Annotated in this window: 15 protein-coding genes and 1 tRNA gene; 5 read left to right on the top strand and 11 right to left on the bottom strand. The window is 53.5% G+C overall.

Annotated features, from left to right (window positions below; genetic code table 11):
- Window positions 1–11: 11 nt before the first annotated feature.
- The 5 genes from ACR0KX_RS19555 to ACR0KX_RS19575 form a co-directional block, all read right to left on the bottom strand.
- Complete coding sequence (locus tag ACR0KX_RS19555) at window positions 12–1,892, bottom strand: TniQ family protein (protein WP_480708710.1); 1,881 nt, start codon at window positions 1,890–1,892, stop codon at window positions 12–14.
- On the bottom strand, window positions 1,889–2,884 hold the full coding sequence (locus tag ACR0KX_RS19560; RefSeq protein WP_480708711.1) for a TniB family NTP-binding protein: 996 nt from the start codon (window positions 2,882–2,884) through the stop codon (window positions 1,889–1,891). Before ACR0KX_RS19560 ends, ACR0KX_RS19555 begins: the two co-directional genes overlap by 4 nt.
- Window positions 2,877–5,087 (bottom strand): Mu transposase C-terminal domain-containing protein, encoded by a 2,211-nt coding sequence (locus ACR0KX_RS19565; RefSeq protein ID WP_480708712.1) that lies wholly within the window; start codon window positions 5,085–5,087, stop codon window positions 2,877–2,879. Before ACR0KX_RS19565 ends, ACR0KX_RS19560 begins: the two co-directional genes overlap by 8 nt.
- Complete coding sequence (locus ACR0KX_RS19570) at window positions 5,084–5,779, bottom strand: hypothetical protein (protein ID WP_480708713.1); 696 nt, start codon at window positions 5,777–5,779, stop codon at window positions 5,084–5,086. The genes ACR0KX_RS19565 and ACR0KX_RS19570 overlap by 4 nt, the downstream gene beginning before the upstream one ends.
- Before the next feature lie 435 nt (window positions 5,780–6,214).
- The gene (locus tag ACR0KX_RS19575; protein WP_480497426.1) at window positions 6,215–6,481 is read right to left on the bottom strand and encodes a helix-turn-helix domain-containing protein; all 267 of its coding nucleotides are present in this window, start codon (window positions 6,479–6,481) and stop codon (window positions 6,215–6,217) included.
- 177 nt (window positions 6,482–6,658) lie between these two features.
- Between ACR0KX_RS19575 and ACR0KX_RS19580 the strand changes: the two genes are divergently transcribed.
- The 5 genes from ACR0KX_RS19580 to ACR0KX_RS19600 all read left to right on the top strand — a co-directional run bounded on the left by ACR0KX_RS19580 (window position 6,659) and on the right by ACR0KX_RS19600 (window position 10,474).
- Window positions 6,659–7,177 (top strand): hypothetical protein, encoded by a 519-nt coding sequence (locus tag ACR0KX_RS19580; protein WP_480708714.1) that lies wholly within the window; start codon window positions 6,659–6,661, stop codon window positions 7,175–7,177.
- A gap of 283 nt (window positions 7,178–7,460) precedes the next feature.
- On the top strand, window positions 7,461–7,835 hold the full coding sequence (locus ACR0KX_RS19585; protein ID WP_480708715.1) for a hypothetical protein: 375 nt from the start codon (window positions 7,461–7,463) through the stop codon (window positions 7,833–7,835).
- Complete coding sequence (locus tag ACR0KX_RS19590) at window positions 7,832–9,163, top strand: nucleoside 2-deoxyribosyltransferase (RefSeq protein WP_480708716.1); 1,332 nt, start codon at window positions 7,832–7,834, stop codon at window positions 9,161–9,163. Before ACR0KX_RS19585 ends, ACR0KX_RS19590 begins: the two co-directional genes overlap by 4 nt.
- Window positions 9,160–9,780 (top strand): 7-cyano-7-deazaguanine synthase, encoded by a 621-nt coding sequence (locus ACR0KX_RS19595; protein WP_480708717.1) that lies wholly within the window; start codon window positions 9,160–9,162, stop codon window positions 9,778–9,780. The genes ACR0KX_RS19590 and ACR0KX_RS19595 overlap by 4 nt, the downstream gene beginning before the upstream one ends.
- A gap of 13 nt (window positions 9,781–9,793) precedes the next feature.
- Entirely contained in the window at window positions 9,794–10,474 is a 681-nt protein-coding gene (locus ACR0KX_RS19600; RefSeq protein ID WP_480708718.1) for an HhH-GDP family DNA glycosylase, read from the top strand.
- Window positions 10,475–10,666: 192 nt separating this feature from the next.
- On the opposite strand, the gene ACR0KX_RS19605 is transcribed toward ACR0KX_RS19600, so the two are convergent.
- The 6 genes from ACR0KX_RS19605 to ACR0KX_RS19630 all read right to left on the bottom strand — a co-directional run bounded on the left by ACR0KX_RS19605 (window position 10,667) and on the right by ACR0KX_RS19630 (window position 16,253).
- Window positions 10,667–11,083 (bottom strand): hypothetical protein, encoded by a 417-nt coding sequence (locus tag ACR0KX_RS19605; RefSeq protein WP_480708719.1) that lies wholly within the window; start codon window positions 11,081–11,083, stop codon window positions 10,667–10,669.
- A 35-nt stretch (window positions 11,084–11,118) separates the two neighbouring features.
- The gene (locus tag ACR0KX_RS19610; protein ID WP_480708720.1) at window positions 11,119–11,448 is read right to left on the bottom strand and encodes an STAS-like domain-containing protein; all 330 of its coding nucleotides are present in this window, start codon (window positions 11,446–11,448) and stop codon (window positions 11,119–11,121) included.
- A 19-nt stretch (window positions 11,449–11,467) separates the two neighbouring features.
- Window positions 11,468–12,640: an ATP-binding protein gene (locus ACR0KX_RS19615; protein WP_480708721.1), complete on the bottom strand. Its 1,173-nt coding sequence runs from the start codon at window positions 12,638–12,640 to the stop codon at window positions 11,468–11,470.
- 651 nt (window positions 12,641–13,291) lie between these two features.
- A tRNA-Arg gene (locus ACR0KX_RS19620) sits at window positions 13,292–13,368 on the bottom strand.
- Window positions 13,369–13,432: 64 nt separating this feature from the next.
- Window positions 13,433–14,815: an ATP-binding protein gene (locus ACR0KX_RS19625; RefSeq protein WP_480583054.1), complete on the bottom strand. Its 1,383-nt coding sequence runs from the start codon at window positions 14,813–14,815 to the stop codon at window positions 13,433–13,435.
- Between the two features lie 19 nt (window positions 14,816–14,834).
- Window positions 14,835–16,253, bottom strand: a complete 1,419-nt coding sequence (locus ACR0KX_RS19630) for an FAD-dependent oxidoreductase (RefSeq protein WP_170624820.1) — start codon at window positions 16,251–16,253, stop codon at window positions 14,835–14,837.
- Between the last annotated feature and the right edge of the window lie 2 nt (window positions 16,254–16,255).

Genomic DNA, 16,255 nt, shown 5'->3' on the forward strand with positions numbered 1-16,255 from the left:
ACGGCGGAGCATCAGCTTGGCTCCGCCACTTGCTTTTCTTGGTTCAAACAGTCGTTGGTATTTTCGGGTTGGTCTGACGTGTAACCCCTCATCGTCAATTCCCGAACAATATTTCGTATCTCTTTCGGATACGCGCGAACAAACCCGGCCTCACAGCGGATAGTCTCGATTTCTCTTCGGTCCAACGCCCGAGCCAGATGGATCGCGGCAAATTCAAACTGCTCTGCCATTTGACCCAGTGTTACATAACACGCCTCAAACGCTTGCAGGCTTTGGGCAGTGATATAGCACCGGTTGTGCTGCGTGTCCGGGTTTCGCACCGTGACTTGGTTAAGAAAGCCGCCATCCCGCAACCGCCGGATCGATATCACATTTATTTTCAAGCGTGCCGCCGCATCCAAGAGCGGCAGGTCGCCAGAAAATGCACGCTCCTGCCTTTCTAAGCCTTCAGCTTGATCGATCAGCATCCCAGCCAAACCTTCGACTTCTGGATCACGCGACACGCCGGTCAATCGACCTGCCATCCAATCGGCGACAACGCGTGCCAAAGGAACCCGGCTCTTTCGGCTGAATTCCTTGAGTGGCAACCTACGACGTGTCGATGGTGCTAACCGCAGATTCTCAAAACGGGTCATTAAGGCTTGCACAGAGTTCGATGTCACGTAGCGCAGAGACGTTCCAAAACGATGGGCTTCCAGAACATTCTGCCGGATCAGCGACTTCACCTGAACCGGATGGATGTTGAGCTGCGTCGCGGTGGATTTGATATTCTGCAACCCAGACCAGAAATCGAGCACGGCAGCCAGATCCTCATGGCTGACATCCTTCATATCTGACAGGTCGCTCGCGTTTTTACCGCGAAGATGGGCAAGAATGCCTCGCACCCGAACCTCGCCAACCCCATGTAGCTCACGTACGCGTTCAAGCGTGATGAGTTTGGGTGCTGAGATTTCCGTACCCAGAACTTTCGCGCCGGTCTGCAGCGGATAGTTCTCCCGTACAAAATCCTGCACGCAAGCCCTTAGCACTGCTGTCGCCGGGTCCTCTTCAGTGTCTTTCAGCCAGGTGTAGAATTCGCCCATATCTGTGGTGAAATAAGACCGCTTGGAGGAAGACCGACGCCTGGCACGGTCCAACTCAGATTTCAGGGTTTCCGGCCCACTCTTCAAAACCTCAAACCCAGCCGACATGGCGGCACGCTCCTGGTCGAAGTCCAGGTCCGAGCGGCTCACGCCGCGATCCATGGCAAGTATCATGCCTAATGTCAGAGCGGCCTGATAAAGATGCGTCAGGTCCAGCGGGTCTAACCAGTCACCAGCGACCCCGAACTCAATTCGACTGCTCAGGTAGGTTTCAAACGAGGATCGCCCAAGCGTTGTTGCGTCTTGAGCGGCTTCAAAGATCAGATCCTGGTGACGCGCCACTTGCTCAACCACGTCATAGGTGAGATGCGCATGCGACGCGTTGGGAAGCTGAAGCAACGGTACGCCATGTTTGGCACAGGTCCCGATCGGCAGCACCAACCACTCGAGAAGTTGAAACGCGTTCTCGAGGCCAGAAGCCTCCATGCCCTCCAGAATACATCTCGGACAAATGCGGATTGTTGCACGCCGTAGCGTACCATTGGTGGCCGATGACAGCCCGACGAGATACCGGCAAGGGCCAATCAATCTGGCCGCTCCTTGTTCCAGCTTAGTCAGAGGCACTCTTGTTAGCAGTGACAACGTCTCCAACTGGTCCAGATGCGCTGAGCAGATATGAGGCCATCGCATTCCAAGATCCGAGCAGAAATCACGTGGCGTGCTCGTGTACAGCCGGGCCAAACGAGCAACATAGCTTGACGGGGTCTCCCCTTCTGTGAAGGGGAGAATTGGGTTCAGCAGGGGCTTCATGCGTCTTCTCCGTCTTCAGGCCCGTCTCCGTCGTCCAGGAGCTTTCTTGGATTGATGCGACCGTAGTCCTCAGCGATGAAGACATTCATCCAGGTCTCTGCTCCATTCCTTTCGCTGTAGATCGCTGCAAAATGCCGAATGCCCAGATTTGCTTCGAACCCCTCTGTAAACAGCGCATGTGAAACCGCGAGGACAACAATCTCGGCCAAAAGCCCAAACTGATAGTCCGCTGCGTGAATCAACCGCATGGCAAAGGCTTCGTTTTTAACCGAGGCCGCTACATTGATCTGCGCCCGATCAGCGTATTTTTGAACGATCTTGATGACGGGACCGACATCGCGCAGTGAATGCGATCGACCGATTTCCACCGGGTCAACCCGCCGTGCCAACTGAGCATCCTGGTTTACAATATCTTTGAGACCCGGCATCCCAGACAGCAGCAGACTTACAGGCCAGACAGAGTTTTCCATCATCGACTTAAGTGTGTTCACGACGGACTGACGCTCTTTCTCGGTTTGGTATCGAGCCAAATCCTGCGCTTCGTCAAAGCCCAGAAAGAGCGTATGGCGACGTTTGAGTTGTTCCTTGACCTGATCCCAGATCGCCGGTCCTTGTTTGTTGCCGGCATAGGGATATCCCAGCGCCCGTAGCGTAGCTGCACCAACGAACTTCATCGTAGCCGGGCTTGGCACCTGAAGCCCGATATACTCACAGATTTCCTCACCTGGGTCTGTGGCCATCAAACGCCTATATTTGTGAACAAGATGTCTTACCGCTGTGGTCTTGCCACTGCCCGACTGTCCCACCAGCATAATGCTCCTGGCTTTGAAGACGACACCGTCGGCATCGTCAGCACGCCGCTGCTCAAGGAGACTGCCAAAGCGCGCGTCTAGCTTGTTGAATTCCGGACGCGGGATGTGGAGAGTTCTCAAGTTTTGCACGGTTTTGCGGATGTCTTTGTCAGACCGGAAGTTTTGAGGGTCCTTACTCATCGTCCTCCTCCTCGCCTTGATCTGCGTCTCTGGCCATGCCGTGGTCGCCGTCTTCATCCTCCAGTTCATCGCTGAAGAACCACTCGTCTTCATTCACCTCCGGCAGCACAGGTTCCTCCTCGGGCAGCGGACCGGGAAGGTAGGGAATTTCATCTGAAAGGAAACCAACGTCCGGATCAGAGATTGCTGCCTTTTTGTCAGACGCAATGTCCGGTGCAGATCCTAAAGACAGACCCCAGAACGTCTCTTTCTGCGCACGTCTGATCTGATCGCTGGTGAGCTTGATCGGGCCAAGCTGCCGCGCTGCGCATTGCTCAGCGTCGATCTCCTTGATCCGCCGAATAGCGCGGTCCACCACACCCTGCGTCAAGCTTGCCGCTGCGCGATTGTTCTGACGCAATTCAAAGACTGACCGCTCCCAGGAGGCGAAAGATACCCCTTCGAGCCCCTCAATCCTTGCACCCAGCGTGGACCACCCACTGTCTTTGCCGCGCTCCAACCAGACAGAAATGTGCCCCATATCTTCGGGATCGATACTGACTTCGACACTCTGCTGGCCGTATTTTTGAAAGTGTTCCGCCAGACGTTTGGAATGATAGTTCACGCCGTTCATCAAAACGCCATGTGGGCCAGTCTCACGATTGAATTTCAGCCCCAGGATATGACGAAGCTTGTGCTTGCTCATCGGTGGAGACCAGCCGAACTCGGTGACCAGCTTGCCCCACATGTTGTTTGGTGTTGCGTACTCCAATCCCCGGTGATTGCGATTGTGGTAGACATCGACCGTGAACCGCACCAGCAACTCCAAGATACTCTCGGCGGTATGCACCGCATATTTCTCCGATGGATAATCCCCTCTTTCTCGTGGATTGGAAAAGGTGCGCCCGGTCAGATAAGGCATCAACAAAGTCGCCATCGAGCGGAACAAGCGCTCGATAACTCCCCTCAATTTGGGAACCCCAGCAGGTAGAACGGAATAGTCGATCGCCAAATCGGAAAGCGCAGCCTTGAAGTCTGCGTTTACAAAGGCCGGTCCGTTGTCGACGACAACGTGACAGACATGTCCATGCTGCGACCAGGATGTTTCGCACCCCAACTGGGACGCGAGCATGGTCTTGTCTCGCATGGCCATCCAGACAACTGCTTTCGCATCTTCGGCACTTGGCTTGGTCGAAAGTTTGAGACCGAGTATCGAGCGGCTGGCGACATCAATGGCGGCGCATACCCAGTAGCGGCCAAGTTCGAGATCGCGCAGGCTCGGATGGGTGATATCGGCCCCTGCAGCTTGCAAGATCGACATGAGATCAATTTCCCACTCATCCATTTCGACACGCAGCAATGGTGCGTGAAGTTTGATGCCCCCCGCATGGGCGCCCAGCTTGTTCTTGGCATACGCGACGCCATTGCGCGCGGCCTCGACTTCAAACCGATCCAACTCGTTGATGCGCCGTTCAATCGTGCTCTGGGAGGCTTCCAGAAGAAGATCTTCGCCAGCAAAGCCAAGGGCGGTGTTCTTTCGCCGCACTTCAGCATTTACGGCTTCCAACACTTGCGAAGGGTAGATCTCGTTGGGGTGAAGGTAGTTTGACAGCTCAAGCTGAATGATCGCTTCAACCTGCGGCTGGACGCGCTTTCCGTTTTGACCGTTAAAGATCGACTTTTTGACAAAGATCATCGGATCTCTGGTCTTTTCCCACTCACGGTATTTTTTCATGATGCTGCTGCGACCGGGCACATAGGAGAGCAATGCGGGATCGACCCCCTCGCCATTCATGCCTTTGAGCAGCCCATCGCGGAGCTTCTGCTGTACGCGCTCCTGCAGCTTCGGCAGAAATTCAGACCACCGCTTTGATGATCTGTTGAACCACTCTTCGGCTTCACCCTCACTCATCGATTCACACCAGGCTTCGCCAAGAAACGCCTTGAACTGGGTTTTGAGAGACAACCGCGACAGCAGCGCACGCCCAGCCCGCGCACGGCGTGCAGCCTGACGATCGGAGAAGTAGCCATATTGGACTGAGAAATGCCCATCTTCGAGCAAACTCGCGAGCTCCGCATGGGTAAACGTCAGAGGTACAGCACCCGCTTGCTTTGCAAGCAGTGTCACGGTGTTGTCCGCTACCTTTTGAACAAAGTGAAGCTCACCCTTTCCGAGCACCGCGTCTTCATGGCTAATGTTAAGCTGAAACTGGATATCTTTCATGGCATGTCCTTTCCGGGGGCAACGATTGTGTTGATGGAGATGAGTTCACGCGTGTTGGCCTTAAGAAGCCCCGCGTAGATGGCTCGGAAAGCCGCGCGGAACCCGCGCGCACCAAGGCCCAGAGGATTTATGAGATCACTGATCGAGAGTTCGTCAGTGAGACCCGAAACAAACTCGGCAACTAGAAGATCGGCTTCATCGTCCGGGCAGCGCCGAAAGAAGTTCAAAAGCTCTGCGTTTTGGACTTCTTTTGGGTGATGGTTGCGCTCGGTGATGAGGCAGACTTTGTCGGCAAATCCCTTCGGCAGATCACGACGGATAGCTGCCAGCGTGCTTCGGAAGTTTAGCTTTTCGACCCGTTCCGCAGGTTTGACGGCCATCGCAATCTTGGATCCGTCCCGATACTCGGCCAGGTAGTCAAAACGGTGCGAACGCTGTCGACCAACAGCGTCAATGTAGCTGACGGGACGAGGCTGATCATGCAGGTTCCAAAGATTGGGATCTGCCAGCGCAAGAAGGCAGGTTGCCCGCTCATGTTGGCTGGCAAAAATAATCTGCCGCCAGTACATTTCGGCAGGGGTCATGGCCAAGGTAAAACCGCGCACAGTGAATTTTGAACGTGCAGGAAACATCAGCCCAGCCGTGGTAGGCTCGGGGGGACGATAGAAATCGTCGTCGTCATCTTTAGACATATCTCTTGCCGTGGCAGCGGGTCTTGTCCGCGCCATTCGGCTCCTCTTCATTTGTGGAGACAAAAGGCGACCCGCCTGCTGAAACGATCAGCGCGGTTGACGGGTCACAAATTTTGGGTCATGAATGAGGTGCAAACGGGTTCTATTCATTTGCACCAAGCCCTTTGAGAGTGCCAGCTCTCGGGGGCTTTGCTTTTTCTAGGGGCTCATCTGTCATCCTCCTTTCTTTGAAGTGGCTAGAACAGCACTGAGACAAGTGCATTGATGACATCAACTAAGGATTGCTCGATGCGCGAATTCAGTAGTTTGCGTAAACTGGCGAGCCCACACCCAGCAGACCGTTGTCTGGCCTCTGCCTGAAACACAGGATTTCGGTCCTTTCTGGCTCACAAATGGGTCCCATCGCGACGCCACAACCTTTCCAGAATCTCGGATTTACGACCTTCCCGGGCTTTGCCCCTCAGCCACCTCCGATTGGGCGTAGCGCTCAGGAAACAGCTCCTCAACAGGCTGATTTAACACAGAAGCCAGGTGTTTTTCGATTTTCTCTGAACGGCTTTTCCCAAGCGACACAGAGCTGACGGCGCTGGCTCCGACACCGATCCGTTGAGCTAGGTCCGTGAGCTTCAACCCTCTGATTTCTAGTTCACACTTGATCCGCGCGTGCCTTGCTCGGTCGATAGGGATATCGTTGTGTCTCATGAATTGACCTCGCGAATGGAGTCGATTTTTCAACTATCCCAAATAGATTTGATCGCGCGCACGGCAGTCAAATCTTTTAAACGCTGCCCCAAATTGCAAAAGCACCTTCTTGACAGCAAAAACATAGCAATAGCGAATTGAAAACAAAGCCGCATTCAGTTTACCCGCGATATGTGGATGGTTAAGAACGACTACGATACTTTCCGAAACATGGACCCGACGGCAGTTGCACGTTGTCATGTTCGTTTGGAAAAAAATGGTGATCTCTGCGCGACGCTCTGGTTGAAAGCCAAACCAGGGCTGCCTTTTCAATTCTCGTCGAAGCATCTCGTTGCAGACTTTCATGCCATAGAAATGCTCAAAGATTTACGTGCAAGGTACTATTGTTCTCGCAAGTCTCTTTGGAGGCTGCTTGATCAGCTGGGCTTGGATCCATGGGAGCGCGTCATCGAAGACTATGAAGCGCATATGTCCTTGGCGCAGGTAGCAAAGCGTCATGGGTTGAAACAAACGACACTTTCCAACGGCCTGAAGCATCGCGAAGTTCCAATTCGCTCAGGACGGCCTCCCATTCAACTCGATAGCGTTGAAGTTCAAAAAGCGCTTCAAGGCTGTCCTTCAGTCAACGAATTGAGCAGAAGGTTAGGGGTTCCTTGGAACAAAGCGAAAAAACAGATGAAATCTTGTGAAGGATAGGCATCCGTTTGATGCTTATTGCTCGAGAATTGCGATGTGCACAAGACTGGCCGTTAGATCTTTAGCCCCACAGAACGATTGCGAACCTGCGATGAGAGCCCTGAGCCGCCATTGCCATACTATGTAGGTGCTGCGGATGCATTGCGCAGGTCGCAGCTCGAACAAACTACGCTCGACCATAACGGGCACTTCGATTGGTACTACCTTAAATTGCGCCTTGCATTAGGAGATCGCCTAGTGAATTGATTGTACCTAGGTACAAGATATTGATTTGAGGTTTAACATGGGCAGCACAGGATCAGGAAGTTTTTCAGACTACTCGGGAACCGGCAGAAAAGGTGGGGCTGGCGGCGGTGGATCAAGCGGCGAAGATCGCTGCAACAGAGCGTTCACCTGCATTTTGGAAGAGGTCGAGCAGTGCGAATATTTTGGTGCAAACCAAGATGTGCCGCCAGCCGATACACCACTAGCATTGGAACTTCGCGGTCGGTTAATGGCTGTGGATGCAAATGGTCTAAGCGTTGGTGCGCTTCCAACACGTTTCAATTTTCTTGCTGATTGCATGAATTCTGGTTTTGCCTACGACGGACGGGTCGTTGCCTCAACTACAGGTGCCGTAGCTTCGGTGAACGTGGACTTCCTACCGCGTCAACCATGACTGGCCAGGATCATCTGCTCCTCATAGGGGAGATTTTCGTCGACTTCACTCTCCCCAAGGCGAACACAGATAGCAAATTACGGCTGGGAGGTATAGTTCACGCTGCACGTGGCTTATGGGCGGCGGAGCAGAGTTTCTCCGTGGCGGCAGTATGTCCCGCGTACTTACTGGAAAGCGCTAAAAAGTATCTAGAACATATAGGATGCGCTGAGTTCATTTGGTTGGCTGATGTAAAAGGCTCGCCCAATGTCATGGCAATCGGTGATCCGACTGAGATTGCGCATCAGGGCTATGAAGATATTCTTAGAGACGAAAAATCTGTTGAGTTTCAGGCGCAAAACGGAAGCTTGGCGAGATTCAACAAGTGCTTAGTTTTTCCCGGAAAGTTTGACTTACCTTTTTTGGCCGAGCTACTCGCCGACGAAGCGGAGATCAGTTTTGATATCGCATACGACCTGTCGAACCCGAAAGCGTTGACTGCATTCAAAGGCCGTATCCTTGCGCTAATAACCTCCACGTCGTCCGATCTTTTTTTGGAGAATGCCGCAAACGACGTTACACGGCTAATTGATGACCTCCGGCCACTTTCTCCCAATTGTATTTTGTTGAAAGAAAACCGAGGTGGCAGCCGTTTGTTCGATCTTGAGAGCAATACTTTAGATGAGATTCCTGCATTGCTCGGGGAGACAGTCAACTCAGTTGGCGTTGGGGACGTATACTCCGCAGTTTTCGTGTCGCTAATCGGTCCCGATATTCGAGATGCGGCATGGAAAGCTGCGCGCGTTGCAACATGCTATGCCCAAACCACTTACCCAGATGACCTGAGACGGGATGCGGGGCGTAGCCTCGGGCTTTCTGTCGATCAAATGCGTGGACTCAGTGGGACTGTTGTGCCTTGGCATGATCGCCCAAAGTTCCAAATCTATTTTGCAGCTCCCGACTTCACTTACGTTGATCGAACTTTCATAGATCAGGCTCTTGAGGCGCTTGCCTATCATAACTTTAAAGTCAGGCGCCCCGTATTTGAGAATGGCGAACTCAAAAAGAGCAGCACTTTTGAGCAAATGCACCAAATGTTCACTTCTGACGTCACGATGCTCAAGGAGTGTAGTCTCGTATTTGCGCTGCCAGAGAAGCGTGACCCAGGCACCTTAGTTGAAATGGGATGGGCGATGGCCGCAGGCATCCCCGTCATTACATACGATCCGTTGAAGGAGAACACGAACACGATGGTGGTAGCGGGTAGTATCGCGTACTCGGACAACCTCGACATCTGCCTCAATGGGCTTTTCGATGCCATGTCTAACCTTAGAGCGTCCGACCAATGAAGCGCGCAATCGCTATGGTGTCAGGCGGGCTGGACTCGACCACTGTTTGCCACCTGCTCGTCAAACAAGGCACTGAAGTTCATCCAATTTTCTTCGACTACGGTCAGCATTGCGCAGAGACGGAGTGGGGAAAAGTCAATGAAGTTCTGCCGCCAGAAGTAATGGAACCCGAGAGAATCGATCTCTCGGATGTTTTCAAGGGTTCAACGTCGCGGATGATTGTTGAGGCGGACCTTTGGGTCGAAGAGGTAGCGGATGATGATCTATATATCCCATACCGAACGATGTTGTTTTTTGCTTCCGCTGCAGCTCGCGCACAAACCCTTGGAATACTTGATGTCTATTCTGGTTTCATAAACAGCAATCACGCCAAAGAAATCGATTGCAGCACAGAGTTTATGAATGGCCTCGACGAACTGTCCGCTGGCGTTGGCGCAGTCAGATTTCACGCACCTTTCGGAACCAGTTCCAAGAGTGACGTCGTGCGCAAAGCCGTGGAGCTAGGCGTGCCGATTGGGCGTACATTCTCTTGCCAGGCATCAAGCTCATTTCCTTGTGGGGCTTGCCCGAACTGCGTAGAGAGGCTTAAAGCTCTCAACGAGGCGGGCGTAATGTGAATAGGGGACACACATGCAAGAACGGAGTGAGCACTACGGAGCCTTGCATGCCGCAAGGTGCATTGCGGATCACGCTGTCGGCGAGGGTATCCTGAAAGCCCGTGTCCCAACTCGCCCAGTATATCACCATATGGGAGCTGTTCTTGCGGACTCTGTCCTCCAAGCAGGTCTAAACTATTCTACGATTGTGCGACCGCGCGTGCAGGCGATACTCGAAATTTTCCCCCATGCGACAACGCTGGATGCGTTAACCAAGATTATTGAAGTGCAAGGAAGCAGTAGATTTCTTCAATGGCAACATGAAGAGAAGGTATCGCGATTTGATGAGTTGGTGCAGTTCTTAGCTAACACTCACGTCGAAGACACCTTGGACTTGTGTGAAGCACTACTGGATGACGCCTTTCGTACGGATATTCTTGAGATTAGGGGCATCGGCCCTAAGACCGTGGACTATATGGCATGTCTAGTCGGCGTCGATTGCATTGCCGTTGACCGACACATACGAGGGTTTGCTGAGTTGGCCGGAGTAACGGACGAAGGTTACGATTATCTACGCGACGTCTTTAACTTTGCCGCAGATCTCTTGAGCATATCTCGTCGCCAATTCGATGCTTCAATATGGCACTACCAAGCTTCAAAAAATGCTCGCCAGATGATGCTCGACTTCGATTGTGAAACCAGCTTCGCAAATTGAGTATCCTACAAGCTGCGCGGCCCTATTCAATCCTGGTGACGCTGAACACTTGAGTCTTGCGTTCGGCTGCTTGCGACATCAGTGACTGGGTGCAGCCCATTGCGGAATATCCCTTCAGATGCCGCGAGCCACGGCCATTCTGCGCAAACCCGAAAGGCAACTGAAGGCGCGAGTATGAATGATTTATAAAGTCTACCTTGCTCGATACAAATTTCGTCTCGCCTGCCGCAACAATGAACGCATCTGATTGCACAAAGTCATTATTTCAACGACTCGATTATACTCAATTTGTCGCAGATGCGTGCCGAAATCTCCACCAGTGGCCGCTTCGAAAATGGCTTGATCCAATTCGACATATTCGCTGTATTTGTACCCAAGAATACGCTTCGCTTCTTCATTGAAGCAGCCGGATGCAGAAATGGCACCTTCTAATTTTGCTTGATAAAACTGATGCTTGCTTTCGGCTGCCACAGGATCCGCCAACCAGTACTCAACCGCATAAGACTCAATAAGTTTCATCTCTGAAATATGGTCGTTTAAGTGCGAAGAATCTTCGGATTGAAGGGCAAAATAAATTTGAGCAAAATATGTCAGCAGCGCACCAGCCAATGCTGCAAATATTGCAACTCCGAATTCCAATATTCTTACTCTACAACTGCACGGTCTATATGGCGCTCAATCGAAAGCTTGTATCGTTCCAAAGATGCATTTGTAAAATCAATACGCATCAATGACTTAAGTCTTTTCTTTGTGTATCCGTCATACCGGATCAAACCACCAAAAGCTGACTCCAAAAAAGACGACCCACAACTTTTCAGGCCGTCGAGAGATACCACGAGAGTAGCACCGGCAGCCGCTGCACTTTCCAAAGCGGGTATGAGTTTCTCTTTTCGGAATTTTTCGCCGTTGTATGGACCATCATCATCAACACGACCGGACGGAAAAGCCCAAAATTCTTTAGCAATTGAAAGCATATGTTCGTTCCTCAAGCCTTCACCCTCCGGGAAGATATAGGGTCCACTCAATAAGTGTGCCACCTATGGAGTGACTCCGTGACCTTCGCTGCAATGGTTTGCCACATTCGTAGTAACATTCTCCGCCTCTACTGAAAATGCGCAATGATCCTTGCCCACAAACATCAACTAAGTCTTTCATCTCCGGAAGTCCAAGACCTCTATAGATTTTTCCGGTTTGACTACTTCCCGGCTTCATTGCCCCCTCGATGTAGGTTCCGTCATTCTCAAACTCAAAGCGCGGTCTGCGTTCAATAAATGAACCGAAGAAATCACGAACTGACTGAGACCAGTCCTTTTTAGCGAACGTCACTGGTATCGAAGCACCTTGGTCATAAATCACAACAGTTAATTCTCTACTGCTTCTGTCAACCGATGCGGTAACCCACCATTTACTAACATGCCTAATCTTGAAGGTATGATCTTCTGGATAAGCATGCTTGGATACGTTTATCATAGCCTCCGATAGTGCATTATTAAGCGCTAACTCTACATCTTCGGCGATGGATGCCTTCTCATCAACAAACCTACAAAGCTCAAGAATACTCTTACTTGCCTCAGCTAGCTCTGACGAATTCGTCCCTGTCACTATTCTCATCGTGCGCAAGTCGCCCGACGTGAAATATCTGTCAGCCACATTCTCAGTAAGGCCAAGAACTTCGAAAAAGCCCATCTCGTACAGCCGCCGGAAAACAGGTTCCTCCCATTCCTCGAGATTGATCGTCGGAGGAACATCGTTCATTAGGGTTCGCAGCCTGTCGTATTCAGCGGTTAAAACTAATGCTGGCGCGGTTGAGTAATGAGCTACCTTTGACAAATCTGTGTAACCGACGATGCGACGCCGATGACCGCGGGACTTAGCTTCTTTAAACCAGTTGTATTCTACATTTGCCTCTGTCGGGAGCAGACTTCGAAACCTGGATCGCCAGTTGTCAATGAACTCTAATGTCTGCTCCGTGTTGCTACTCAAGCAAAGTGTGGCAGGTGGTACCTCAGGTAAGTTTTCGGAGATAACTTCTTCGATTTCTTCGCCAAACCAAGCACTAACGACATGCGCGCGACGTTCACGCTCTCTTTTTCTCTTTGGCTTCCTAGATTCAAGCCTGGCGCGGTTTAATAGCCACTTTTTGTAGGAGGTTGTAAGCTTCTTCATATTTGCTCGAATTTTTATCGTTATGAAAACGGTCTACGCACAGCGCTTGCTACTTTCGGGTGAAGACGGTGTCAATTTGCTCAATTCAACTTGCGACGTCATTTTAAACGTAAGCAATTCTGGTCAGGCAAATCTCACTGGCTGACGCATGCACTACTACTTTTTGAAGTTTGACAGAAGGGATCAATCGCAAATGGCGGCAGACCCTCTACCTCATCACTTTCCTTTCGTGGGCCAGCGGGATTTGGACAAGCCAAACGCCCCTGGCCGTCAGGGTGAGGACACGGCCCTCCCCCTCGGGCAACCCTTTTAGGCAGGGCCGTGTCCTCGGCTGTGCCTGCGGGCCGCACCACCCCTGTCGAATAGCGTTGCCTCGCCCCCTCCCGCGTTCGCCACGTGGCAGATTAGCAGGAACAGGCAGCTTCGCTGTCTGACCTGCAAATCAGCTCTGAATTTCCGAAAGGGAAGTCAGATCAAACCAAACTGTCTGCGGCAGTATGAAATGGGGGCGGCGAGTTAGCAGATGACGCAAAGGTCAAAATCAACTGATGTCCAACGTTGGGGGTGCCTTCCGATGTCGAACGTTCATCCTGATTTTGGTCCAACTGTGACGGTTGGGTCAGGTTCGTGTGACGTTCGACAAGCACCAAGTGGCGGACCGAGGAGGATTCGAACCCCCGACCCCTTGATTCGTAGTCAAGTACTCTATCCAGCTGAGCTATCGGTCCGCGTTGGTGAGGCGGTATTTAGACCCGGGGCGGTGGACGTGCAAGTCGATTCTTCAAAAAACTTTCAAAAAGTCACGTCGCCGCGGGGAAGCCTTATTTCAAAGGTTGTTCCGCTTGCGCTGGTGTCTTTCAGAAGCAGATCTCCGCCATGGCCGCGCACCAGTTCCTGTGAAATCGCAAGGCCCAGACCCGAGCCTCCTTTGCGGACGCCGCCCTGAAAGGGTGTGAACAGATTCTCGCGCGCCTTTGGCGGCAGACCGGGGCCCGTGTCGCTGACTTCGATGCACCAGCTGGTCTCGAACTCGCATCCGGCGATGGTCACGCGGCCGGGTTGGCCTGATGCGACCAGGGCCTGTCTGGCATTGCGCACAAGGTTCATGATGACGCGGAACAACTGCTCGGGGTCGGCGCGTACGACCAGGTCCTCGGGGACTTCGTTGACGATTTCGACGTGGGCATCCGCAACGGCCAGTTGTTCGCTGGCCGCCACATCCGCCGCCACGTCTCGAACCCGGACCATTGTCAGGGTCGGCGCGGGCTCTTCAGCGCGGCCGAAGGCCAGGGTGCTTTCGCACAGTGAGACGGCCCGGGTGATCGAGTTGACCAGTTTCGGCGCCAGACGACCAACCAGCGGGTCATCGCTGGATTCGATCCTGTCGGTGAACAGCTGCGCCGAGGTCAGGATGTTGCGCAGATCATGGCTGACCTTGGCGACGGCTCCGCCAAGTTGCGCCAGACGCTCGCGCTGCTTCAGGGCCTGGGTCAGATCGGTCTGCAAGGTTTTCAGTGCCTCTTCCGCCTCGCGCAGTTCCGTGACTTTGGAGGCAGGTGCAATGATACCCCGCGCGTCCTCAGGCGCGCTGGCGTAGCGCTGCATGTAGCCGACAACGCTTTTGATCGGACGCACAAGGACGACGCGAACCGCCAGAAACAAAAGCGACGCCGTGATGATCGAGATTACAAAGGACAGGCCGAGAATCCGAAGGCCGTAATCCACCATCGCCATGCGCAAAGGCGCGCTGTCGATGGTCACCTCGATCAACAGCCCGGCCCCTTTGACCGGCTCTCCGATCACGCGAACGACTTCGTTTTCGACCGTGAAGATACGGTTCACCGCGTCGCGGATCAGAATCCAGGGGCCCGCATCGCGCAGATCATAGGTATTGGTGATCTGCTCGGGGATGGGCGAGGACAGCATCAACTGCCGCACCTCGTCACGCCGCAAAACCACGTTATAGACACCGGCATTGGCCAGCAGTTCGGCCTCAAGCTCATCGGCCAGCATGTCGTCGGCCAGCAACGCAAGCGAGGCGATCTGCGCACGCTCAAGCCTGTTCAGCAGAAAGTCTTCGCGAAAGCGCGCAATCGAGGGGACAAAGATCAGGATTTCGGCCAACATCACGAAGACCGTCGTCAGGATCAGGAAACGGCCCGAAAGCGAGTTCAATTGGCGCTCCTTCTTTAGGTCAGGGGATCCAGCGCTGGACGAACCTGACCACTCGTTTAACTGTCTGATTCTCAAACAGCCTCGGCGAGAAATAAGCACCCGCCACACGTTTGTTAAGCTCTCCTATCGTCGGATAGGGGGAAACCATCGCGGCGATCTGACCCATCTTAAGGTTATTGGCAAGCGCAAGAGACCACAAGTTGATCAGTTCCCCGGCTTGATGCCCCACGATCGTTGCACCGACAGGTCGGCCTTTTACGACCATAACCTTGATAAACCCTTTCGTCTTGCGCTCGGAAATGGCGCGGTCGTTGTGGTGATAATCGAACCGGGCGATTTCCACCTTGTCCCCATGCTGTTCGCGCGCCTGCGCTTCGGTCAGGCCAACCTGGGCCAGTTCCGGGTCGGTATAGGTTGCCCATGGGATATGCGCGGTCTTGGCCTTGGATGGCAGGCCAAACAGAGCGGATCGGATGATGATACCGGCATGATACCCGGCGACATGGGTGAATTGCAGCCCGCCAGCGACGTCGCCGATGGCATAGACCTTGCGGTTGCTGGTGCGCAGAGCGTCATCGACCCTGATACCCGTCCGGGTGCGGTCGATCCCCGCCGCCTCGAGGTTCAGGCGTTCAACGTTGGCCTTGCGTCCGGCGGCCATAAGAAGGTGGGTACCGGCAAAGACCTCTCCGGTTTCTGTGACAACCTCGACCGCGCCGTCTGCGCCCCTGATCTCGGCGACCATCGCCTGTTCGCGGATATCGACGCCTTCCGCCTTCAGGGTATCCAGCACGATTGCGGCGGTTTCGGGATCATCCTTGCCCAGCGCCTTCAGGCCCTCGATCACCGTAACTTTGCAGCCCAGCCGGATATGCGCCTGCGCCATTTCCATACCGATGGGGCCGCCGCCGATGATAAGCAGGTGATCGGGCTTTTCACGCAGATCAAAGATGGTCTCGTTGGTGTAGAACGGTACCGTCTCCAGACCCGGTATCGAAGGCACAAGCGGCGATGAGCCCGTCGCGATCACCACGCGGCGGGCGGTGATCACATTGTCCCCCGCCTGCACCTGCGTTGGCGACAGGAAGGTCCCAAACTCGCGAAAGACCTTCACGCCGAAACCTTCGAACCGGTCCTGACTGTCCATCGGTTCGATCTGTGCGATTACGTCGTGCACGTGGTCCTTGGCGGCACCATAGTCCACCTGTGGGACGACATCCGACACCCCAAAGGGTGATGCGTGGGCTTGCGCATAGGCGGCCTTGCCACTGGCAATCAGCGCTTTGGACGGGACGCAGCCGAAATTCAGGCAATCGCCACCCATCTTGTGACCTTCCAGCAGAATCACATCGGCCCCCATCTGGGCAGCCCCCGCAGCCACGGACAGGCCACCTGACCCGGCACCGATCACCAGGATATCGGTCTTCAGTTCTGTCATGA

This window comes from Ruegeria sp. BG5, from assembly GCF_056538425.1.